A 22068-nucleotide genomic window follows, 5' to 3' on the forward strand; every position below is an offset into this window, starting at 1 on the left:
GTCTTCGCAAACGGAATAATAAAAACGCCCTAATGCAATATAGAACCATAATAAGAATTACAGGCCTGCTCATGGGTCTGTTTTCTTTGTCGCTTCTGCCGCCAGCGCTAGTTGCCGTGATCTACAAAGATGGCGGGGGCACCGCCTTTCTGCAGGCCTTCTTTCTCAGCCTGTTGCTCGGCTTCGTGCTCTGGTATCCCAACCGACGCCATAAGAAGGATCTGCGTACCCGTGAAGGCTTCATGCTGGTGGTGCTCTTCTGGGGAGTGCTGGGCTCCATAGGTGCCGTACCTTTTATCTTCTCCAGTCAGCCCGATCTCTCGCTCACCGACAGTTTCTTCGAGTCTTTCTCGGCGCTCACCACCACGGGTGCGACCGTGCTGGTGGGGCTGGACAGCCTGCCGAAGGCGATCCTCTTCTACCGCCACCTGTTGCAATGGCTGGGTGGCATGGGGATCATCGTGTTGGCGGTGGCCATCTTGCCCGTGTTGGGGATCGGGGGCATGCAGCTCTATCGGGCGGAGATCCCCGGGCCGGTGAAAGACAGTAAGATGACGCCGCGAATCGCGGAGACCGCCAAGGCGCTCTGGTATATCTATCTGGCGCTCACCATCGCCTGTGCTATCGCCTATTGGATCGCCGGCATGGATGTGTTCGATGCCATCAGTCACTCCTTCTCGACCATCGCCATCGGCGGCTTCTCGACCCATGATGCCAGCATGGGCTATTTCGACAGCACGGCGATTAATATGGTGTGTGTGGTCTTTCTGTTGATCGCGGCGCTGAACTTCAGCCTGCACTTTGCGGCCTTTACCCGCCGCGGCATCAACCTCAAGGTCTACCTGAGAGACGCCGAGTTTAAGGCGCTCATCGTGATCCAGCTGGCGCTGACGCTGATCTGTTTTGCGACCCTGTACCATACGGGTATCTATGACAGTGCCGAAGAGACCTTCGACTTCGCCCTGTTCCAGGCGGTGTCTATCTCTACCACGGCCGGTTTTGGTACCGAAAGCTTCCACATGTGGCCGCTGTTTTTGCCTATGCTGCTGATCTTCTCCAGCTTTATCGGTGGCTGTGGTGGCTCGACCGCGGGTGGCATCAAGGTGATGCGGATGATCTTGCTGTTGCTGCAGGGCTCCCGAGAACTCAAACGCCTGGTGCACCCAAGGGGCATGTTCTCCATCCGCATCAATGGCAAGGCGCTACCGGACCGCATCATAGATGCGGTGTGGGGGTTCTTCTCTGCTTACGCCCTCGTTTTTGTGGTTTGCATGTTGATCCTGATGGCGCTGGGCATGGATAATATCACCGCCTTCAGCGCCACCGCGGCCTGTCTGAATAACCTGGGGCCCGGGCTGGGTGAGGTTGCCAGTAACTATGCCAGCATAGGCGATGGCGAGAAGTGGGTGTTGGTGGTGGCCATGCTATTCGGCCGATTGGAAGTGTTTACCTTATTGGTGTTGTTTACACCGACATTTTGGAAGAATTAATGAGTCGTACCCTAATTATCTATTCGACCGTAGACGGTCAGACGAAAGCTATCTGTGATCAGATTGCCGAGCAGTGCAAATCGGACAATCAGCTGGTGACCATGGTTAGCCTGGAAGAGGCACAGTCGGTCAACCTGTCCTATTTTGACAAGGTCCTCATAGGGGCGAGCATTCGTTACGGTAAACACAGACCCGAACTGTTCCAGTATGTGAATCGTCACAGAGCCGTGTTAGACAGCAAGAAGAACGCCTTCTTTACCGTAAACGTGGTGGCGAGAAAGCCGGAGAAAAACACGCCGGAAACCAATCCCTACATGAAGAAGTTTTTGCAGCTGTCGCTGTGGCAGCCGCAGCAGCTGGGGGTGTTTGCCGGTAAGATAGATTATCCCAAGTATCGATTCTTCGATAAGTTCATGATCCGTTTCATCATGTGGATCACCAAGGGCCCAACAGATACCTCGGGCACGTTTGAATTTACCGATTGGGATAAGGTGCAGGAGTTTGCGAAAGCCTTTAGCGAACGTTAAAGGCTTTCATCTTCCCAGGGCTTATGCGCAGTAACGCTTGTAGAGGATGGAGATCACCTCGGTGACCTGCTCGTTCTTCAGTGTGTAGTAGACGATCTGTGAGCTCTTACGGGTCGCTACCAAGTCTTCGGCGCGCAATACCGCCAGGTGTTGTGACAGCGCCGACTGGCTCAGGGGGACGTTTTCATTCAGCTGTGTCACACTCAGTTCGTTGTCGAGTAGCTGGCACAAGATCATCAGTCTATAGGGATTTGCTATTGCCTTTAGCCACTTGGCTGCGCTCTGGGCATTGGTGACCATTGCATCTACATCAATATCTTTTTGCATACGGCAACTCTCTTGTACTCTATTAATTAGATTGTTCTAATTGAATGGGGAAGTGAAAGCAATGATACTCAGCCAGCCTGGGTAACTCAACGAGAGCCGACCTGTGTCCTTTTAGGATTGCTCATAATTTTGTAGTTATTTTACCCCGAGTTAAATATCCAATTGGTGGTGTATTTCACAAAAACCTTAACTAAATTGTGATCCAATTTGAGGTTTCTCCCGCGCTTTGCTGCAACAATGTGACTCTCTTTTCCAATACAGATGAGTCGTTTATGGCCTCAGTACTAATTGTTTATTACTCTCGCGGCGGTCATACGGCCAAGATAGCCCAGGCTATGACGGCGCACCTGAACACCTTGGGACATAGCTGTGATGCCCTGCGCATTGGCGAGTTTGAGCGTATAGATTGGGAAAAATACGACTATGTCGCCGTAGGTGCCTGTGTGCTCTATGGCAGCTACCACAAGTCAGTGTTCGAATTTGTGACCCGCTATCAGGCCGAGTTGGCGGCCAAGCCTAACAGCTTCTTTAGTGTCAACGTGGTGGCCCGTAACCCGGAGAAGCGGATTCCGGAGAACAACAAGTATCTACAGAAGTTTATCGAGCTTTCTTCCTGGAAGCCTGATGATGTCAAGGTGATCGCCGGTAAGGTGGATTACCCCTCCTGGCGTTGGTACGACAGGTGGATGATCCAGCTGATCATGAAGATCACCGACGGCCCAACAGATCCCAAGGCGGTGATTGATTACACCGATTGGGAAGACGTTAAGCTTTACAGCGAGCACCTGCTGACTCTCAAGGATTAGCCTTAATCGTCCGCCTATCGCGCCAGGGTGACTAGGGCCTGTTGACCTTTTGAGAACAAATTTTGTTCCAATTGAGCACGTTCAAATCGCGGCATGAGGCTTGCAGTTATAGTTATTCTATATAAAAAGCCGAGTAACAAAGCGTTGAACGTGCTCAAGACGAACCCTGCGGGCAGCGTCTGTATCATTTTTCTACTGCGTTATCGCTCATTGATCTAGCACACTAGATTACAATCGCTCTGCCTCGTATAAAAGCGATACAGAATGCTGCAAAAATGAATGCGAAAGATAAACAGGCCCTAAGCTTGCCTCGGCGCAATCTTGCTTGTCACCTGGTCAGACCTCTGGTAGCCTTTGCCCTTCATTTAAGGGAGCCAGGTGAGATGAACCTCTATTTTCGTTTGTTTTGGTTGATGTTTTGGCGGGTGCGCCATTGCCGGAGTATCGATTTTCTGGGTACGAGTAAGATCAGTTATCGCGCCTTGCCTATGGACTGTGACATCAACCTGCATCTGACCAACTCACGTTATCCCGCCCTGATGGACCTGGCTCGCACCTATATGCTGGCCGAGATGGGGCTGCTGAAACGTTTCTTGAAGCTCAAGTGGCTACCTATAGTCAACGCCGCCGAGTTTACCTATATCCGCGACATCAAACCGCTGCGTCGTTTCGATATCGAGAGCCGGCTGGTGGGGTGGGACGAGAAATATTTCTATATCGAGCAGCGCTTCGTCAGCGACGACACGCTCCACTGTATCGTGCATGTGCGAGGCGTATTCGTGAATAACCGTAAACAGGTGCCTATTCCGGATATGCTGAAAGAGGCGGGCTTCGATGGCCCAGCGCCGAGCCTGCCACCGGAAGTCGAGAAGTGGAAAGCCTTCCTCACGCTGAAGAAAGAGCGTAATTTACCTGCCAACTAAGGGATAGGGCGAAAACCCGCCTGCACCGCGGCGCTGGTTAACTCTATCTCTTCCTGTACCTGGATCCAGGCACCCCGAGTGTTAGCCTGATTCAGGTATCTGTCGATGGGATCTAGCTGGTACAGCTTGAAGCGGTTTCTGGCGTGATTCAGGCAAGGGATCAGCGCGCAATCTGCCAGGGTAAAGGCATCGCCACAGAGCCAGTGATTCTCTCTTAACTTGTCGTTCAGCTCGCTTAGAAGCAGCATGATCTCATTCTCTAATTGTCTCGCCTTGAGCGGATTCTCCTCTTCTCGTGCATCCATCTGCTCCAGCAGGTAGAGGGGATTATTCAGGTCGTTATCGATGAGACGGTCATACAGGCGCACTTGTAGGCGCTGTGGGTAATCCTGTGGCAGCAGCCGGGTGCCGGTGGAAAACTCATGGTCTATGTAGTCGATGATGATGCTGGACTCTGGCAAGAGCTCACCGGTACGTGTCTTGAGCAGGGGTAATTTTTCCAGGGGATATTGCTGTTTAAATTCGTTACGGGAAAAGGGATCGCTCAGCTCTATCACCCTGGGATAGAAGTTGGCTTGTTTCTCGTATAGGGCGATCAAGACTTTCTGGGAATATCGAGACAGGGGATGGTAAAACAGTTCCATCAAATGCACCTCCCACTTGCCCAGAACCGATAAGCTAATCTTAGTCCGAAATCCTGCATCTGGCCTGCTTTTTACCTTGCTTTATGCCGTCGTGCGCGGTGTCAGACGGGTGGTCAGCAACTCGATCAGCGCCCTGACTCTGGGTGGGATCACCTCAAGGTAGGGATGCACCTGGTAGAGGGCGCCACGTCCCAGGTGATAGTCGGGTAGCAGATGCACCAGCTGCCCACTGGCAAGGTGCTGGTCTATCAAGGGGGCGGGCAGCAGGGCCACCCCCAGCCCCTGGCGCACCAGGCTCAGGGTACCCTGTAGGCTGTTGCAGTTGAAGAAGGGGGTGAGCTGCAGGCGGACGCGCTCACCCTCGCTGTTTTCAAACTGCCAGTGCCTGGGGAGCCTGTCGCCGGCTAAACCGATCCAATGATGATGGTTGAGATTATCTGGGTGCAATGGCGCACTATGGTGGGCCAGGTATTCCGGGCTGGCGACCAGTAACTCATCGAAGCGGCCCAGCTTGATCTCCTTAACACCGGGCTGACTGGCGGCGCCTATCTGAATTGCCACATCGATCTGGTGTTCGCCCAGATCCAGTTGTCTGTCCTGTATCAGCAAGGAGAGATGCACCTTAGGGTAATCTCGATGAAACTCCTTGATGATGGGGGCGATGACCTCATAGCCTAGGGCTTGAGGAACGGCAAGCGTGATGCTGCCTTGCAGCTCGGCATCGCTGGGATTTAGGGAGGTCTCCGCCTGTTTGGCGAGTTTGAGCAGCTCGGCGCAGTAGCGGTAAAAGGATTGACCCTCCTGGGTCAGAGACAGGCTGCGGGTGGTTCTGTTTAACAGGCGCGACTGACACCTGTGTTCCAGCTTCTTCAGGTGCTGACTCACCATAGAGCGGCTAATGTTTAGTGACTCGGCGGCGCGGGTTAGCGAGCCCTGTTCGACCACGCTGGCAAAGACCAACATGCGGTAGAGTTGTGATGCGTCCATAATTAACCTCACCAGCTTTAGGGCAAGCCGATAACAATCATCTCTGGTTATTGTTTACTAATGTTGTAAAAATAATCCCATATATGGGTTATTTATTGTTGATGATAACCAATAAGTCAAAGTCTGATGCGTGATGGCGAGTCTGCTGGTGGGTGATCCATGGCAAGGCGTGACACGTAATCAGGGTTCAAAAAGTATTTAAGGAGCGGCCAACAGTATGGCGCGATTAGAATCATTCGACAGTATTTATCAGCGTGCCTGTGAGCGCAAAGGCGGAGAAGAGGGCCTAGCTGCCCGTCTGCCAGAGGTGTTACCTCAGGCGAAGATCGCTCAATACTCGGATGCCGAGTTGCTGTCCGAGTTGAGTAAGAAGGTGTTTCAATCAGGATTTGTTTGGCGCATCGTCGACAACAAGTGGCCCGCCTATGAGGCGGCCTTCTTCAATTTCGAGCCCCATAAGATCTTGATGTTGTCGCCGGAGCAGATTCAGCAGCGTGCCAGCGACCCTGAGCTAATACGTCACCTGAAAAAGACCATGGCGATCTATGACAACGCCCTGATGCTGCATGATATTAAGCTCGCCCACGGCAGCTTTGCCAAGTTTATTGCCGACTGGCCCAGCGAGAATATCGTCGGACTCTGGGCCGAGTTGAAACGCCTGGGATGCCGTCTAGGCGGCAACACTGGGCCCTATTTTCTGCGTACCATAGGCAAAGATACCTTTCTGCTGACTGAGGATATCAAGGGGTATTTTCAGGCCCATAAGCTGGTCGACGCCGGCTTTACCTCGAAGCGGGGTCTGGCTCAGGTGCAGGAAACCTTCAACGACTGGCAGGCTCAATCGGGTCGCTCCCTGGCAGATATCAGCCGTATTCTCGCCTGTGGCGTGGGCGACAACAGGATATAACTAAGTGCTCCCCCCTGTGCTTAGGGGAGAAGGAGCTGACCCCCATGGAAGGTGGAATGCCAGAAAATGTAGGGAACATTTTTGGCCATGTACAAATCCCCTCCATGCTCATCCCTGAGCACTGGGGATAAGTATATCCCTATACAAAAAAGCCAGCCCGAGGGCTGGCAAAACGTGCAGAGATTGGAAACTGCGAGTGCTTAGAAACTCTTGCTGACGCCGATAACGACTCGGTCATCAAAAATCTTGGTCTGTGTGCCGTATACCTTATGGCTCTCATCCACTGTGCTGCCGTGGTATCTGAGATCAAAACTGAGGCCCGCGAAAGTCTTGCTTACCCCCAGGTTCCAATGGCCCCAGCCCTCGGCGCCATTACCATCGAGATCCTGATAACCTACGCTGCCCGAGAGGCTAATGCCATTTTCAAACTGATAGCTTGGGTGGATGGCATAGTTGACGCCCTGCCAGCCGTCCACGCCAAACCAGTCATCGACGGTGGGTGTAACCTCTAGTTGCAGGTTGGCCTGGCCAAATTGTTTGCCCACCTTGAGCCATAACTCAGTGTAGTTAGAGTATGAGGCGCCAGGATAGAGATAGGAGAAGAGCATGACATCATAGGTAATGCCTGAATCGCCGAAGGTGCCAGCCTTACCTATGTAGGGAGCCGTGACGATTTCCAGGTTAGGATCGGCAAACTTGATGTTTGAAGCGTAAACACCGCCGTACCAACCTTGATCATTTCCCCATCCCAGCGTGCCTTGCACAACAGGGACATCGCCATCCATGGTCTCTGACTCACCACGAAAGACATAATCGGAAGCAAAGGTCAGCTTACCTATGATATTGCCACCTAAGACTTGTGTGCTTTGCGGCTCGGCCATGACGCCGCCAGCGGCTAACAGGCTGCCAAGGAGTATCGAACATTTTAACTGAGTTAAGGTCTTCATCATCTTCATCTCATCTAGCTGTTGTTTGGCTGATGAGGCGACTATAAGTCCAAGTTGTGAATGGCCTTGTTGGCACAGATGAACTGATCAAATAAAGATGTGAACAATTATGAATAACTTTGATTTAACCTCATGTTTCATATGGTGTTATTTTTCATCATGATCGAATAACGAAGATCACTATTTAGACACAAAAAACGCTAAAACTGAGCCCAAAGTTGCAATCTTTAACTGTTTCTTAACAAGAAAACATGATTAAAAATAAAAATTTGCATTAACTTACAATATCTCCGCCTACTTGTTCTTGTTGCACTAAGCGAGGTGTGAGATAAATAGTTTCTAAATCTTTTTTTAATTTTGCTCACATTAAATATCCCATAGCACCTCGATCGTGCATGGGGACTTTTTGTTGCGGCTTTGATCAGGAGTTCTCATGCGGCAAATAGTAAAAATTGCCTCGTTAGTTAGTGTGGCGTTATGGATAACAGGTTGTGGCCAGGACGAGAACCCAGGTCATTCGGCGGCAGCTCCACAAAGCATGGAGGTTGGGGTGGTTCAGGTTGTCGAACAGTCCCAGGCTATTCAGGTTGAGCTACCGGGTCGCAGCAAGGCCTACCTTGAAGCCGAGGTACGTCCTCAGGTTACGGGAATCATCACAGAGCGCGGTTTTGTCGAGGGTGGTGAGGTGACCGAGGGTCAATCTCTCTATCAAATCGATTCGTCGACCTATAAGGCGGCGCTGGTCAGTGCGGAGGCCGATCTGGCCCGTGCCAATGCCAGTCTCGTCTCGGCCAAGGCCAAGGCGGCCAGATATAAGGCCCTAATCAAGACAGATGCCATCAGCCAACAAGATTTCGACGAGGCCGACGCCCTCTATAAAGAGGCGCTGGCTAACGTGACCGTGGCTAAGGCAGCGATCAATACCGCTAAGATTAACCTGGAATACACCCAGGTGAAGGCGCCTATCTCGGGCCGTATCGGTAAGTCGTCTGTGACTGCCGGTGCCCTGGTCACCGCCAATCAGAGCGATGCCCTGGCGACGATTCAACAGCTGGATCCCATCAATGTCGATATCGCCCAGTCTAGCGCCCAGCTACTGCGCCTCAAGGCCAAGCTTAAGCAGGGACAACTTCAGGCGGCCGACAATGCCGATGTGCGTCTGATCCTGGAAGATGGCACAGAATATGAGCATATGGGTTCTCTAAGGTTCGCCGAGGTGAGCGTGGATGAAAACACCGGCTCGGTAACCCTAAGGGCCGAATTCCCTAACCCGGATGGCGTCTTGCTGCCTGGTATGTATGTGCGCGCCGTGTTGAACGCAGGTACAGATCCTAAGGCGATACTGGTGCCACAGAAGGCGGTCACCCGTAATACCAAGGGCCAGGCCGTAGCCATGGTGATTGGCGGCGAGGGCAAGGTCGAGTCGCGAGTGGTGACCACCGCCGAGGTGATCGATCACCAGTGGCGCATCACCAGTGGCCTGAAGGCCGGCGATCAGCTGATCGTCGAGGGTTTACAGAAGATACGTCCAGGCGCCCCTGTAGTGGGTAAGCCGCTCAGCGAGATGCAATCAGACAAGCAACCACAGAAGTAAGGTAAAGTTATGGCTCGTTTTTTCATCGATCGCCCTATCTTTGCCTGGGTGATTGCAATTATTGTTATGTTGGCCGGGGTGCTCTCTATCATGAAGCTTCCCGTGTCGCAGTACCCGAGTATTGCGCCGCCGACCGTGGTGATTAGCGCCATCTATCCTGGCGCGTCTGCCAAGACCATGGAAGATACGGTTACCCAGGTGATCGAGCAGCGCATGACGGGTATCGACCATCTGCGTTACATCTCCTCCACCAGTGACAGCTTTGGTAACGCGCAGATCACCCTGACGTTTAATGCCGAGGCCGATCCCGACATCGCCCAGGTTCAGGTGCAGAACAAGCTGCAGCTGGCGATGCCTCTGCTACCGCAAGAGGTGCAGGCGCAAGGGGTTAAGGTCAATAAATCCAGCTCAGGTTTCTTGATGGTATTGGGCTTCGTGTCTCAGGATGGTTCGCTCGGTAAGAATGATATCTCCGACTATGTGGGCTCTAACATCTTAGACCCCATGAGTCGTGTGCCCGGTGTGGGTGAGATCCAGCTGTTCGGTGCTCAATATGCCATGCGTATATGGCTAGATCCCCTCAAGCTGACGCAGTACAACCTCACCAGCCTGGACATCATGGCTTCGATTCGTGAGCAGAATGCTCAGGTGTCTGCGGGCCAGTTGGGCGGTGCGCCCTCTGTCGCGGGTCAGGAACTCAACGCCACGGTAACGGCCCAGAGTCGCTTGCAGACTGCCGATGAGTTTAAGAAGATCATCATTAAGTCCGATCCGTCTGGCGCCAAGGTCTTTCTGGAAGATGTGGCCCGGGTCGAACTGGGTTCGGAAAGCTATTCGGTAGAGTCCTTCTATAACGGCCGTCCGGCTGCCGGTCTGGCGATCAAGCTGGCTACTGGCGCTAATGCCCTAGCAACCGCCGAGCGTGTGCGTGAGAAGGTCGACGAGATGCAGCCCTTCTTCCCGCAAGGCCTAGAAGTGGTTTATCCCTATGACACCACTCCCTTTGTCGAGAAGTCGATCGAGGGCGTAGTGCATACCCTGCTGGAAGCCGTGGTACTGGTGTTTGTCATCATGTATCTCTTCTTGCAGAACTTCCGTGCGACCCTGATCCCGACCATTGCGGTACCTGTGGTCTTGCTGGGTACCTTCGCCATCCTGTCGGCGACCGGTTTCTCGATCAACACCCTGACCATGTTCGCCATGGTACTGGCCATCGGTCTGCTGGTGGACGACGCCATCGTGGTGGTGGAGAACGTCGAACGTGTGATGTCGGAAGAGGGTCTGAGTCCGATAGAGGCGACTAAGAAGTCGATGGATCAGATCACCGGCGCCCTGGTGGGTATCGGTCTGACGCTGTCGGCGGTATTCGTGCCTATGGCGTTTATGTCGGGTTCGACCGGTGTGATCTATCGTCAGTTCTCTGTAACTATCGTATCGGCCATGGCGCTCTCTGTGCTGGTGGCGATCATCCTGACACCGGCTCTGTGTGCCACCATGCTGAAACCGATTGCCAAGGGGCATCATGCGGTGGAAACCGGCTTCTTCGGTTGGTTTAACCGTAGCTTCGACAAGATGACCTCGCGTTATGAGGCCAGCGTGGCGGCGATGATCAAGCGCGCCGGACGCGTCATGTTGATCTATGTGGCCCTGACGGTAGCCGTAGGCTGGATCTTCATGCGTATGCCGACCGCCTTCTTACCGGATGAAGATCAGGGTATCTTGTTTACCCAGGCTATTCTGCCGACCAACTCGACTCAAGAGAGTACCAAGAAGGTGATGAGCAAGATCTCCGACTTCTATCTCAACGAGACGGGTGACAGCGTTAAGTCGGTATTTAGCGTGTCTGGCTTCAGCTTCGCCGGTAGAGGTCAAAACATGGGTCAGGCCTTCGTGGGCATGAAAGACTGGTCTGAGCGTACCGGCCCGGGTCAAGACGTTAAGTCGGTCGCCGGACGTGCCATGGGCATGTTCATGCAGATGAAGGAGGCCTTCGTGTTTGTCTTCGTACCGCCAGCGGTGATCGAGTTGGGTACGGCAAACGGTTTCGATTTCTATCTACAAGACAGAAATGGTCAAGGCCATGAGAAGCTGCTCGAGGCCCGTAACATGCTGCTGGGCATGGCGTCGCAGAACCCTAACCTGGTGGGCGTGCGTCCAAACGGTCAGGAAGATGCGCCTATGTATCGCATCCATATCGACCACGCTAAGCTTCGCGCCCTGAGTATCGACATCGACGCGGTAAACAGCGTGCTGGGTACCGCCTGGGGTGGTAGCTATGTTAACGACTTTATCGACCGTGGTCGTGTGAAGAAGGTCTATGTACAGGGTGATGCCCAGTACCGTATGCAGCCAGAAGATCTCGATACCTGGTATGTGCGTAACAGCCAGGGTGAGATGGTGCCATTCTCGGCCTTCGCCACGGGTACCTGGGAATATGGTTCGCCACGTCTAGAGCGTTTCAGCGGTCTGCCGGCGATGAACATCCAGGGTGGTACGGCCCAGGGCTATAGTACGGGTGCGGCCATGGCCGACATCGAGGCCATGGTGGCTAAGCTGCCACCAGGATTTGGTGTGGAGTGGAACGGCCTCTCCTATGAGGAACGCCTCTCGGGCAACCAGGCACCGGCGCTATACGCCCTGTCTATCATGGTGGTATTCCTGGTACTGGCGGCCCTGTATGAGAGCTGGTCTGTGCCGTTCGCTGTGATTCTGGTGGTGCCACTGGGAATCATAGGTGCCTTGCTGGCGATGAATGGTCGCGGCCTACCGAACGACGTGTTCTTCCAGGTGGGTCTGTTGACCACAGTCGGCCTGGCGACTAAGAACGCCATCCTGATCGTCGAATTCGCGAAAGAGTTTTACGAGAAGGGCGCCGGTCTGGTTGAGGCGACACTGCACGCGGTGCGTGTGCGTCTGCGTCCTATTCTGATGACCTCGCTGGCCTTCGGCCTGGGGGTTGTGCCGCTGGCCATCAGCTCGGGCGTAGGTTCGGGCAGCCAGAACGCAATCGGTACCGGCGTATTGGGCGGCATGATGAGTTCGACCTTCCTGGGGATCTTCTTTATCCCTATCTTCTTCGTGATTGTGGAGCGCATCTTTAGCAAGCGCGAGAAGAAAGGTGCGGCGTCTCAGCCCGTCGAGTCGACGCCTCAAGAGTAGGCAATCGCCATTTGCTCAAAAAGCCCGGTTTAAGCCGGGCTTTTTATTGCCTTAGGGGCTGTTGACCTTACTGGTTATTTATTGAAAGATAATCGGCTAATAATAAGCCGTTAGGTAACCTAAGATGTCCCTATATTCTCGCGCTACGCTCCTCTGTCTCGCCGCCCTTGGCAGCTCCGCCATGGCCGAAACCGGCGGCCCTCAGCCGGCCCAAATCACGCTAAATAAGACCTATGTTAACGATGCCATCTTGCCGCCGAGCATGACCTGGCAGGGGGCCAGCGAGGCCTTGCTGCGCACGCCTGATGACCCTTGGGCGACGCCCTTCGAGCAGGGAGGCCTGAAAACCAGCCCCAGCTATGAAGATACCTTCGTCTGGCTCGATAAGCTGCTGGCCATCAGCGACAAGCTGCACAAGGTCTCCTTAGGTAAGAGCCCCCAGGGGCGGGATATCTGGATGATAGTGGCGAGCGAGGAGGGCGGTGCGACGCCCGAAGAGTTACAAGCCAACGGCAAGCCGACCCTGCTGGTGCAGGCGGGGATCCACTCGGGTGAGATAGATGGCAAGGACGCGGGCATGATGCTGCTGCGTGATATGGTCATGGGTGATAAGCAGGCGCTTTTAAGCGGTGCAAACCTACTCTTTGTGCCTATCTTCAGTGTCGATGCCCACGAGCGCAGCGGTCAGTATAACAGAGTCAACCAGCGTGGCCCGGTGGATATGGGCTGGCGCACCACGGCTAACAACCTCAACCTCAATCGTGACTACGCCAAGGCTGATTCCCTAGAGATGCAACATATGTTGGCGGCGATTAATCGTTGGCAGCCGGATCTCTATATCGATGTGCATGTCACCGACGGCATCGATTATCAGTATGACGTCACCTTCGGCTATAACCTGGCCCAGGGCCTGAGCCCCGCCAGTTATCGCTGGCTCAATGATAAGTATCGTCCTCGAGTGGAACAGGCGCTAAGCGCCCAGGGGCATGTCCCCGGCCCCCTGGTCTTCGCCCTCGATAATCGTGATTTGAGCCAGGGCTTATCCTTGTGGAACGCCAGTCCACGCTACTCGAACGGCTATGGTGACGCCCGCCATCTGCCGACCATATTGATCGAGAATCACAGTCTCAAACCTTTTAAGCAGCGGGTTCTGGGCACCTATGTGATGCTGGCCTCGACCCTAGAGGTGCTGGGCGAGCAGGGCACGGCGCTGCGGAGCGCCATCAAGCAGGACAGCTATCGTTATAGCGACCGCATCACACTCACCTGGCAGTCGGAGACTCAGCCAAAGGGCTGGGACTTTAAAGGGATAGACTATCGCCTGGAGCAGAGCCCCATCAGCGGCGAGACAGTGGTGCGCTGGACCGGCGAGCCCAAGCTGTATGAGAATCTGCCCGTGAAGGGTAAGACCCGTGCCGACATCAAGGTGAATCGCCCCAAGGCTTACTATATTCCACCCCAGTGGCAGGCAGTGATCGAGCGCCTGAGTATTCACGGTATCCGCATGATGCGCCTGGAGCAGGCCAAGACACTCACCCTGACCCAGTATCGATTCGGTGAGCCGGCCTTTGATGCCAAGGATTACGAGGGGCGTCAGCGGGTCTCTGCCCCTGTGTCCAGCCATAAGGTTAAGGTGGCGCTGCCGGTGGGCACTGTGAAGATCAGCACTCATCAGCCGCTCGGCGATCTGGCGATTCTCCTGCTGGAGCCGCAGTCGCCCGATTCGCTGCTGCAGTGGGGCTTCTTCAATCCCATCTTTACCCGCACCGAATATATCGAGCACTATGCGGTAGAGCCGCTGGCGACCAAGATGCTCGAAGAAGATCCCGCCCTGGCGGCCGAGTTTGAGGCGGCGCTTAGGGATCCTGAGTTTGCCAAGGATGCTGAGGCGAGACTGCGCTGGTTCTATGAGCGCAGTCCCTATTACGACAAGCAGTACGGTGTCTATCCCGTGCTAAGGGATTAAACCAAAAAGCAGGCCTAGCCTGCTTTTTTATGCCTGTTTATTCGGGCCTGTCTATTCGGGTCTGACTAACGAGGCGTTACTCCGGTGCCTTTGGCTTGCTGGCCGACAGGCTGTAGACCATAGGGATCGGCTTGCCCTGATGCAGTTGATAATACCTGGGCCTGTCGCTGGTCAGTCCCAGGCTCTCGCCCGTCACCAGATTGTCGAAGGCGTCGTAGGGACTGAAAGGAAACTCTTCAATCGCATCTATCCTGAGCCCGGCTTGGATGAGCGCCCCTATCACGTCTGCCAACGAGTGAGGCCAGGTCACCATGGTGTGTTTCGTGTCGCTGGCATTTTCCGTGTAGGTGCCTTCCTCCTCAACATCTGGTGCCTGCTGGGCGAAGTAGCTGTAACCCTCCATCATCGCCTGCACGGGATGAAACTCCACCATATAAAACTGGCCTCCTGGTAGCAGCGACTGATGGACAAGCTCGGCCCAACGCCGTAGATCCGGCAGCCAGCAGAGGGCGCCATAGGAGGTGTAGACCATATCGAATTGCCGTTGCAGTTGAGCACCAGCCTGATAAACATCGCTACAGATGAAATTGGCCTCCAGTCCGCAGGCCTTAGCCAGCTGCTGGGCGTGATGAATGGCGGTATCGGACAGATCGACGCCGGTCACCTCGGCACCCAGGCGTGCCAGGGAGAGGGTGTCCAGGCCGAAATGACACTGCAGATGCAGCAGGCTTTTCCCTTCCACCTCAAGCGCTGCCAGTTCTATCTCCTGCAAGGAGCTGTTGCCGGCGAGAAAGCCTTCTACATCGTAGAAGCTGGATGCTAGGTGCTCTAAGGTTCTGTGATTCCAGGCCGTTTGATTTAGGGTTAAGTAATCCACTGGGCGCCTCATAAGTTGATGAAGTATTTCACTAAATAGTAACTAATCCCACGAACCAGGTGGTGATGTCACCATCCTTAAATCGTGCAAATATAACAATAACACATTAAAAACAATAAGATAACTTATTGGCATGCTATCTGCTTAGTTGGGCTATCTAAGACGCCACTTCTAGGCGTGACGAATGACTCTAATAAAGAATAAGGAAGGTTTTTATGTTGGCTCGCGCAATAACTATGGTGACCGTCCTGGTACTCGGACTCACAGGATGCATTGTGAATGTGAACAGTGCGGGTAGGGACAACTTCGATTATCACAAGCAGACACAATTGACCCTGGAGGCCCAATCGCTAGATACCCTGGTCGCCGATACGGGCGCAGGTAGCCTGAAGATAGTGGGCGATGCCTCGGTTGAGCAGATCACCCTAGACGCCGACATCTATGGTTATGATGGCGCCGAGCCCGAGTTGACACTTACCCGCAGCGGCAGCAAGGCCAAGCTGGTGGCCAACTTCGACAGCTTTCATCGCATGAGCTTCTCAAATGGTCAGTCGCCCTACATAGATCTTATGGTGAAGGTGCCAGCCAACATGATGCTGGATATTCACGATGGTTCGGGCAGCATAGTGATCTGCGGCGTGCAGGCTGACATGCAGATTGAAGATGGCTCTGGCGCCATAGAGGTCGATGGCGGGAACAAGCTCACCATAGACGACGGCTCGGGCAGCATCACGCTCACCAATATGGCCGGTGATATTCAGGTTAAGGATGGCTCAGGCAGCCTGACTATCGCATCGGTACAGGGGGACGTGGAGATCGACGACGGCTCGGGTGCCATAGAGGTTAGAGGGATCAAAGGTAAGGTTACCATAGACGATGGCTCGGGCGGCATTAGTGTGGTGGACACCCAGGGGCTTCACATCATAGACGCCGGTTCAGGCAGCCTCAGCTTCGACAAGATTCAGGGTCAGGTCAGCATAGACTAGGGCCAGGATTTCCCGGCGCAGAGGCTAATCTCTGGCTCCCTGGTGAACCTGTGGATTAGCCGATGCCCACCCTTTAAACCTGAAACCTGGGGTCAGGCTCTGGCTAGCTTACGTGGCGCCAAAGGCTGGCGAGCTTGCAGATATTGGCGGATCACCAAGATGCTGGCCAGCAGCAGGAGTCCCCAGCGCAGGCCGATGATCTGCCAGGCCATCTGCTGAGAGGTTTCCTTGTATTGGCATGCCAGCAGGGTGATCAGCAGTACGCCTGCCATTACTCCCCAACGCTTAGGCGACATCCGCACCAAGGGTATATAGGAGGCGATGTAGGCGCAGCTTAGTCCCAATAAGGCGCCAGCCAGCACGTCTACCGGCCAGTGGGCACCAACCAAGATGCGCGACAGTGCCACCATGCTAGCCCCCATCAGCAACGCCCACTTGCTCTTCTTGTCTTGCATGACCATGAGTAAGGTGCCGGCAAACAGGAAGGCGCTGGTGCTGTGGCCCGAGGGAAAGCTATGGTGCAGGCGTGTCTCGCCGACGATATAGAGAAAATCTAGGGTCGCCGCCGGTCTGGGGGCATCGAAATATTGTTTCAGCAGGGGGACTAAGATCATCGACAGCAGGCTGGCGGTTAGCACTTGCGGCATCAGCTCGGGGCGACGCAGCAGGCAGATGAGTACTATAGTGCCCAGTGTGCTGCCGTGGCCGAGATCTGTAATTGCGAGCTGTAGCCACTGCGGCACCCCGGGCGAGAGGCCGTTGATGGCATGAAAGAGGTTAAGGTTGAGAACCTGATTCAGGCAGAGGAGCATGAGCATGCTGACCAGCAGTAGCAGGACACCATAGCTGCTGCGATCTGTGGTCATCGTCAGGGGGGGGTCCCTGGTGTTCTGAGCCTGGGTCTGTCTGAACATGGCAAACCTCTTCATCTTAGGAGTCTCCAGTGTAGGCTCCTAAGTGTGAAGAAAGCGTGAATCTTGGTGAAAGTCTTACGCCTTTTGGGTGGTTAACCTTGCAATGCCTGCCAACGCCTTGGTGCGATACATGGCACCATATTCGCGCCAGATCAACATAGCGGCAGTGGCGATCAGGCCCCACCTGAGCATGAGTATCGGCCAGATAAGATCTTTATCGAAACTCTTATCCAGTTCGCATATCACGAGTACCAACCAGAGGAAGGTCATGATCAGCGCCTTGTGTAACTGGCTTAGCTTGACCAGAGGGCAATGGGCCGCTGCGTAGGCGCAGAAGAGGCCGACGAAGGCGCCCATGATCACATCCTGTGGCCAGTGCGCACCGACAACGATACGCGACAGTCCCACCAGGCTGGCGAAGCCGATTGTCAGGCATTTGATCTGCGTCTGCCTAAAGGCGAAGAAGAGGGTGCCGGCAAACAGGAAGGCGGTGGCGGTATGGCCTGAAGGGAAACTGTGTTTCAGGCGGATCTCGCCGACAATATTGAGCGTCTCCAGCAACACGGCCGGACGAGGAGCATCGAAGGTCTGCTTCAGCAGGGGCACTATGATCAGCGACAGCACGCTGGCGATGACGACCCTGAGCAGGAGCTCCGGACGTTTCACCAGGCAGCAGAGGGTGATCACCCCTAGGGTGACGCCATTGCCGAGATCTGTGATCAGCAGAAGGAGATCGGCTGGTGCGTAGGCCGCAATGCCGTTAAAGAATCTAAATAGGGATAGATTGTTCGAGGCGTCTAACACTAAGAGGTGTAGACAAAGTAGAAACAAGAGTAACCCAATAAAGCCGCGTCCCTGGTACTTGTCTTGCGCAGGCATTCCCATCGCCTTTGCTTGTTGTTGTAAATTCATAGTCTTTCCACATAAACGCGCCCGCCTAAGATAGTGGTTTGTTATGGGTAAGTAAAGGTGTTTAACCCGATGTAAAACCTGGGTTTACATCTTGTTGGGCCGAGGCGCTCTGGTTTGTTCTGGCTTTAGCCTATGATTTACAGCTGCTTTCCCCTGCATTCTCTAAGGGTTTTCATCATTTGAATCAAAGTGTATTAGTGCAACTTTTTGCGCTTTTGTGAGCCTTTTCACGGCGATCTCCCGCTTCAGGGCTGCCGAGCGACTGCCGACCCGCTCACGATAGACCAGGGTTAGTGGCCCCTTGCCCCTGAGATACTTGGCGGTCTTGGGGCCATTGTCACTATGCTCCTTGAAACGGCGATCGATATCAGTGGTGATCCCCGTGTAGAGGTGGCCGTTGGCGCAGCGGATCATGTAGAGGCTCCAAGGCCCTGTGCTCATCGCTTCTTGTGTCATCTTAGGCCAGCCCTAACAGGCCGAGGAAGAAGGCATACTCTTCGGCGGTATCTTCATAGTGGCGATAACGGCCGCTCTTACCGCCGTGACCTGCCTCCATGTCGATATGAAACAGTAATAGATGGTCATCTTGTTTGAACTCTCTGAGTTTAGCCACCCACTTGGCGGGCTCGAAATACTGTACCTGAGAGTCATGTAGACCAGTGGTGACCAGCAGGTGTGGGTAGGCCTGGCGGCAGATGTTGTCGTAGGGGGAGTAGCTCAACATGTAGCGGTAGGCCTCGACCTGATTCGGGTTACCCCACTCATCATATTCGTTGGTGGTGAGGGGCAGGGACTCATCTAGCATGGTGGTGACCACATCGACGAAGGGAACGTGCGCCGCCACGGCGAGATAATGCTGCGGTGCCTGATTGATCACCGCACCCATCAGCAGGCCTCCGGCACTGCCGCCACTGGCGACCACCTTATCCCGGGCGCAGTAACCCAGCTTCACCAGGGCCTGGGTGACATCGACAAAGTCATTGAAACTGTTCTGTTTCTGCTTCAGGCGACCGGCGTCGTACCAGGGGCGGCCCAGCATCTCGCCGCCGCGAATATGGGCGACGGCATAGACGATGCCGCGATCCAGCAGGCTAAGGATGGCACTGTCGAAGTCGGGCTCTATGGTGTAGCCGTAGGCGCCATAGCCATACTGATACAAGGGGTTGCTGCCGTCCTGGCGGAATCTGTCTTTACGATAGACCAGGGTCACGGGCACCTTGGCGCCATCTCGGGCATCGATAAACAGTCGCTCGGTCTGGTAGTGCTGGCTATCGAAGTTGCCGAGTACCCGTTCCTGTTTCAGCAGTTGCCTCGGCGTCGTCTGGGTGAGATCCACCTGGTAGATAGATTCCGGCGTCGATGGGCTGGCATAGTAGATACGCAGATAATGGCTGTCCTGGGTCGGATTTACATCCAGCCCCACCACGTAGGCGGCATCGTCGAAGCTGAGTTCATAGGCCGGGGCGTCATTGGGCTGTATAAGGATCTGGCTTAGTCCCTGTCGGCGATACTGCACCACCAGATAGTCTTTCAGTACCAGGAGATCTTCCAGACGCCGCGACTCGTCTGCCGGGAGTATCTCCTGCCAGCTGTGCTTGTCGGCGAAGCTCGACTCGGGAGCCTTCATCAGCCGAAAATTTACCGCCTGCCAATTGGTCAGTATGTAATACTCATCGCCCCGCTTGGCCACCGAATATTCGTGGCCCGTCTCCCGCGGCAGCAGCGGCTTAAAGTGCCCCTCGGCCTGATGGGCATCCAACACAGAGACCTCGCTGGTGAGCGTGCTCTCGTGAGTGAGCAGGATGCGCGACTCATCCAGGCTCTTGCCGATCGACAGATAGAAGCTGTCGTCTGTTTCCTGATAAACCAGACGGTCATTAGCCTGGGGATCGCCCAAACGGTGGCAATAGACACGGTTGCCCAGCAGGGTTTGCGGATCCTTGGCGATATAGAAGAGGTGTTTGTTGTCGTTGGCCCAGACGATTTCGCCGTCTGTGTCGGTTAGACTGTCCTCGAGCCAGCTCTCTTGGTCGAGTCGTTTGATGCGGATGGTATAGATGCGGCGACTCAGGGTGTCTTCACTGATCGCCAGCAAGGTTTCGTCTGGGCTGACGCTCAAGCCGCCCAGGCTATAAAACTCCTTACCCTCGGCGCGCTCGTTGGCATCTAACAGCAGCTGCTCTTCGCCCTCTAACGCGTGCTTACGGCCAAACAGGGGGTACTCGTCGTCTCCACGGTAGCGCTTATAGTACCAATGTCCATGCCAGCGATAGGGGACGCTGGATTCATCCTTGTCCACACGGCCAACCAGCTCCTGAAACAGTGTCTGTTGCAACGACTCGAAGGGGGCGAAGCTGGCCTTATGGTAGCGGTTTTCCGCCGCTAGGTGCGCCAGCACCTCGGGGGACTGACGGTCATCGTCCCTAAGCCAATAGTAGTCATCGATACGCTCATCGCCATGGTGCTTGAGTACATGAGGCTGTTTGCGGGCGATAGGAGGAATTATCCCTGACATAGGACTGACCTTATTCTGAGTCGAAAGTGAGCGGGTGCTGGAGCAAGAGCTTAGGTGATCTGGCTTATATTTGTCACCCCTGACGCTTGTACTTTGATGGATTTAGGCGCACCATAGCCACGCTTTCCATCGACGGAGAGTACATTCTCAGGGCGGGGTGAGACTCCCCACCGGCGGTGATCAATCCATTAGGGTTGTCAGCCCGCGAGCGCCTATTTGCATCTAGGTATTAGTTTGCAACTAGGGTCAGCAGATCTGGTGAAGTGCGCGCCAAGCCATCTATTCCAGAGCCGACGGTAATGAGCACCTAGTGCACTAAGTCCGGATGAAAGAGAATATAAGATAGCGTGACCGCGAGAAGATGAGGCCAAGCCTCTGCTTTTCTCGTGCCTGCACACCTCTTATTCGGCGAGCCGAGATGATTTTATCTCAAGGCGCGCCATTTTCTGTATGCCCTGATTCTGGAAAAACCATTTTATTAGTCTTACTAAGGATTTAACCATGAATCAGTCTCTACTTTCTCCCTTTGGTGATGCCATCACTCGTGTCGAAGCTGCCTTAGCTGCGCTAAGAGCCGGTCAAGGCGTGCTGGTGGTCGACGATGAAGATCGTGAAAACGAAGGGGACCTTATCTATAGCGCAGAACACCTGACTCAGGCACAGATGGCACTATTGATCCGTGAATGCAGCGGTATCGTCTGCCTCTGTCTCACCGACGAGCGCGTGAAACAGCTGGATCTCCCGCCCATGGTGGCAGACAACTCCAGCCAGTATGGTACCGCCTTTACCGTGAGCATCGAGGCCAAGGTAGGGGTAACCACAGGGGTGTCGGCGGCCGATCGCGTGACGACCATCAAGGCCGCCATTGCCGATGATGCTAAGCCGAGCGATCTGGCGCGTCCTGGCCATGTCTATCCGCTACGGGCACAGCCTGGTGGCGTATTGACTCGTCGCGGCCACACCGAGGGGACAATCGATCTGATGAAACTGGCCGGGCTCAAGCCGGCCGGTGTGCTGTGTGAAGTGACTAATGTCGATGGCACCATGGCCCGTCTGCCTGAGATCATCGCCTTCGGCGAGCAGCATAAGATGCCTGTGCTGACCATCGAAGACATCGTCTGCTATCGCAAGTCGCTACTCGAACAGGCGAGCTAATTAGACGCTCGTCGGTTCACATTTGTGGACCCTATTGAGTATCTATGATGAACAAAGAGCCATATATTGGCTCTTTGTTTATTAATGGGACGCAAAAAGCTCCCCGTTAACCGTCTTCTTGTGTGTCAAAACCTGTGCCAGCCTAGGGCCTGTTGATCTTTTCCGTTTGTTTTTGCAGCAGTTTGAAGGTGATTTATACAAGGCAGAGCCTGTGTCGTGTAGTCCTCTACACAAACTGGCGATAACGCTGTAGAAATGGCCTACAAACGCTGCCCAACGGGTTCATCTAAACGCGCGCTGCATTTTATGAAAGGCTTCCTGCCTTTCACCGCAGGCGGTCAGCTACGCTGTTAGAAATCGTTCCAGACGATTTCTTTGTTGTTCGCCATTCACATAGAGTAACTATGCTTCATGGCTCTCGCCTCGCGCAAA

At 54.3% G+C, this 22068-nt stretch carries 18 protein-coding genes, 1 pseudogene and 1 riboswitch; of the genes and pseudogenes, 10 read left to right on the top strand and 9 right to left on the bottom strand.

What is annotated here, in order from left to right:
- Nucleotides 1-32 precede the first annotated feature (32 nt).
- On the top strand, nt 33-1490 hold the full coding sequence (locus L1D47_RS00825; RefSeq protein WP_239882186.1) for a TrkH family potassium uptake protein: 1458 nt from the start codon (nt 33-35) through the stop codon (nt 1488-1490).
- Nucleotides 1490-2017, top strand: a complete 528-nt coding sequence (hemG, locus tag L1D47_RS00830; RefSeq protein WP_239882187.1) for a menaquinone-dependent protoporphyrinogen IX dehydrogenase — start codon at nt 1490-1492, stop codon at nt 2015-2017. The genes L1D47_RS00825 and hemG (L1D47_RS00830) overlap by 1 nt, the downstream gene beginning before the upstream one ends.
- Nucleotides 2018-2038: 21 nt before the next feature.
- On the opposite strand, the gene L1D47_RS00835 is transcribed toward hemG (L1D47_RS00830), so the two are convergent.
- A complete protein-coding gene (locus L1D47_RS00835) occupies nt 2039-2344 on the bottom strand; it encodes a metalloregulator ArsR/SmtB family transcription factor (protein ID WP_041509627.1) in 306 nt (101 codons plus the stop codon).
- Between the two features lie 272 nt (nt 2345-2616).
- Here L1D47_RS00835 and hemG (L1D47_RS00840) point away from each other — a divergent pair, with 272 nt between their 5' ends.
- A complete protein-coding gene (gene hemG, locus L1D47_RS00840) occupies nt 2617-3150 on the top strand; it encodes a menaquinone-dependent protoporphyrinogen IX dehydrogenase (protein WP_239882188.1) in 534 nt (177 codons plus the stop codon).
- 383 nt (nt 3151-3533) lie between these two features.
- Entirely contained in the window at nt 3534-4073 is a 540-nt protein-coding gene (locus L1D47_RS00845) for a thioesterase family protein (protein WP_239882189.1), read from the top strand.
- On the opposite strand, the gene L1D47_RS00850 is transcribed toward L1D47_RS00845, so the two are convergent.
- Nucleotides 4070-4717 (bottom strand): glutathione S-transferase family protein, encoded by a 648-nt coding sequence (locus L1D47_RS00850; RefSeq protein WP_239882190.1) that lies wholly within the window; start codon nt 4715-4717, stop codon nt 4070-4072. The two genes, L1D47_RS00845 and L1D47_RS00850, sit on opposite strands and share 4 nt — an antisense overlap.
- Before the next feature lie 81 nt (nt 4718-4798).
- Complete coding sequence (locus tag L1D47_RS00855) at nt 4799-5704, bottom strand: LysR family transcriptional regulator (protein WP_239882191.1); 906 nt, start codon at nt 5702-5704, stop codon at nt 4799-4801.
- A gap of 217 nt (nt 5705-5921) precedes the next feature.
- Between L1D47_RS00855 and L1D47_RS00860 the strand changes: the two genes are divergently transcribed.
- Nucleotides 5922-6611 carry a DNA-3-methyladenine glycosylase I gene (locus tag L1D47_RS00860; RefSeq protein WP_239882192.1) on the top strand — a complete coding sequence of 230 codons (690 nt, stop codon included), beginning with the start codon at nt 5922-5924 and terminating at the stop codon, nt 6609-6611.
- Nucleotides 6612-6811: 200 nt separating this feature from the next.
- Here the strand turns inward: L1D47_RS00860 and L1D47_RS00865 are convergent, their stop codons facing one another.
- Nucleotides 6812-7567, bottom strand: a complete 756-nt coding sequence (locus L1D47_RS00865) for a TorF family putative porin (RefSeq protein ID WP_239882193.1) — start codon at nt 7565-7567, stop codon at nt 6812-6814.
- Nucleotides 7568-7991: 424 nt separating this feature from the next.
- Between L1D47_RS00865 and L1D47_RS00870 the strand changes: the two genes are divergently transcribed.
- From L1D47_RS00870 to L1D47_RS00880, 3 genes are all read left to right on the top strand, one after another.
- A complete protein-coding gene (locus tag L1D47_RS00870) occupies nt 7992-9152 on the top strand; it encodes an efflux RND transporter periplasmic adaptor subunit (RefSeq protein ID WP_041509633.1) in 1161 nt (386 codons plus the stop codon).
- Between the two features lie 9 nt (nt 9153-9161).
- On the top strand, nt 9162-12311 hold the full coding sequence (locus L1D47_RS00875; protein ID WP_239882194.1) for an efflux RND transporter permease subunit: 3150 nt from the start codon (nt 9162-9164) through the stop codon (nt 12309-12311).
- 181 nt (nt 12312-12492) lie between these two features.
- Nucleotides 12493-14277 (top strand): M14 family metallopeptidase, encoded by a 1785-nt coding sequence (locus L1D47_RS00880; protein WP_239882222.1) that lies wholly within the window; start codon nt 12493-12495, stop codon nt 14275-14277.
- 76 nt (nt 14278-14353) lie between these two features.
- Here L1D47_RS00880 and L1D47_RS00885 read toward each other — a convergent pair whose 3' ends face one another.
- The gene (locus L1D47_RS00885; protein WP_239882195.1) at nt 14354-15154 is read right to left on the bottom strand and encodes a class I SAM-dependent methyltransferase; all 801 of its coding nucleotides are present in this window, start codon (nt 15152-15154) and stop codon (nt 14354-14356) included.
- Between the two features lie 215 nt (nt 15155-15369).
- On the opposite strand from L1D47_RS00885, the gene L1D47_RS00890 reads away from it, so the two are divergent.
- Nucleotides 15370-16140, top strand: coding sequence for a hypothetical protein (locus L1D47_RS00890; RefSeq protein WP_239882196.1), 771 nt, complete (start codon nt 15370-15372; stop codon nt 16138-16140).
- Between the two features lie 92 nt (nt 16141-16232).
- Here the strand turns inward: L1D47_RS00890 and L1D47_RS00895 are convergent, their stop codons facing one another.
- From L1D47_RS00895 to L1D47_RS00910, 4 genes and pseudogenes are all read right to left on the bottom strand, one after another.
- A complete protein-coding gene (locus tag L1D47_RS00895) occupies nt 16233-17054 on the bottom strand; it encodes a phosphatase PAP2 family protein (RefSeq protein ID WP_239882197.1) in 822 nt (273 codons plus the stop codon).
- A 75-nt stretch (nt 17055-17129) separates the two neighbouring features.
- Entirely contained in the window at nt 17130-17966 is an 837-nt protein-coding gene (locus L1D47_RS00900; protein WP_239882198.1) for a phosphatase PAP2 family protein, read from the bottom strand.
- 162 nt (nt 17967-18128) lie between these two features.
- Nucleotides 18129-18392 (bottom strand): annotated as a pseudogene (locus L1D47_RS00905) (GIY-YIG nuclease family protein); the annotation flags it as partial.
- A gap of 31 nt (nt 18393-18423) precedes the next feature.
- Nucleotides 18424-20481 (bottom strand): S9 family peptidase, encoded by a 2058-nt coding sequence (locus tag L1D47_RS00910; RefSeq protein ID WP_239882199.1) that lies wholly within the window; start codon nt 20479-20481, stop codon nt 18424-18426.
- A 139-nt stretch (nt 20482-20620) separates the two neighbouring features.
- A riboswitch (FMN riboswitch) is annotated at nt 20621-20822 on the top strand.
- Nucleotides 20823-20982: 160 nt separating this feature from the next.
- Here L1D47_RS00910 and ribB point away from each other — a divergent pair.
- Nucleotides 20983-21636, top strand: a complete 654-nt coding sequence (gene ribB, locus L1D47_RS00915; protein ID WP_041509640.1) for a 3,4-dihydroxy-2-butanone-4-phosphate synthase — start codon at nt 20983-20985, stop codon at nt 21634-21636.
- The last annotated feature ends 432 nt before the right edge of the window (nt 21637-22068 follow it).

The sequence above is a fragment of the Shewanella sp. Isolate7 genome (assembly GCF_022398425.1).
Classification (GTDB): domain Bacteria; phylum Pseudomonadota; class Gammaproteobacteria; order Enterobacterales; family Shewanellaceae; genus Shewanella.

Coding starts and splice junctions, on each gene's coding strand:
- L1D47_RS00825 (WP_239882186.1), top strand. CDS start 33: ATGCAATATAGAACCATAATAAGAATTACAGGCCTGCTCATGGGTCTG.
- hemG (WP_239882187.1), top strand. CDS start 1,490: ATGAGTCGTACCCTAATTATCTATTCGACCGTAGACGGTCAGACGAAA.
- L1D47_RS00835 (WP_041509627.1), bottom strand. CDS start 2,344: ATGCAAAAAGATATTGATGTAGATGCAATGGTCACCAATGCCCAGAGC.
- hemG (WP_239882188.1), top strand. CDS start 2,617: ATGGCCTCAGTACTAATTGTTTATTACTCTCGCGGCGGTCATACGGCC.
- L1D47_RS00845 (WP_239882189.1), top strand. CDS start 3,534: ATGAACCTCTATTTTCGTTTGTTTTGGTTGATGTTTTGGCGGGTGCGC.
- L1D47_RS00850 (WP_239882190.1), bottom strand. CDS start 4,717: ATGGAACTGTTTTACCATCCCCTGTCTCGATATTCCCAGAAAGTCTTG.
- L1D47_RS00855 (WP_239882191.1), bottom strand. CDS start 5,704: ATGGACGCATCACAACTCTACCGCATGTTGGTCTTTGCCAGCGTGGTC.
- L1D47_RS00860 (WP_239882192.1), top strand. CDS start 5,922: ATGGCGCGATTAGAATCATTCGACAGTATTTATCAGCGTGCCTGTGAG.
- L1D47_RS00865 (WP_239882193.1), bottom strand. CDS start 7,567: ATGAAGATGATGAAGACCTTAACTCAGTTAAAATGTTCGATACTCCTT.
- L1D47_RS00870 (WP_041509633.1), top strand. CDS start 7,992: ATGCGGCAAATAGTAAAAATTGCCTCGTTAGTTAGTGTGGCGTTATGG.
- L1D47_RS00875 (WP_239882194.1), top strand. CDS start 9,162: ATGGCTCGTTTTTTCATCGATCGCCCTATCTTTGCCTGGGTGATTGCA.
- L1D47_RS00880 (WP_239882222.1), top strand. CDS start 12,493: ATGGCCGAAACCGGCGGCCCTCAGCCGGCCCAAATCACGCTAAATAAG.
- L1D47_RS00890 (WP_239882196.1), top strand. CDS start 15,370: ATGTTGGCTCGCGCAATAACTATGGTGACCGTCCTGGTACTCGGACTC.
- L1D47_RS00895 (WP_239882197.1), bottom strand. CDS start 17,054: ATGTTCAGACAGACCCAGGCTCAGAACACCAGGGACCCCCCCCTGACG.
- L1D47_RS00900 (WP_239882198.1), bottom strand. CDS start 17,966: ATGAATTTACAACAACAAGCAAAGGCGATGGGAATGCCTGCGCAAGAC.
- L1D47_RS00910 (WP_239882199.1), bottom strand. CDS start 20,481: ATGTCAGGGATAATTCCTCCTATCGCCCGCAAACAGCCTCATGTACTC.
- ribB (WP_041509640.1), top strand. CDS start 20,983: ATGAATCAGTCTCTACTTTCTCCCTTTGGTGATGCCATCACTCGTGTC.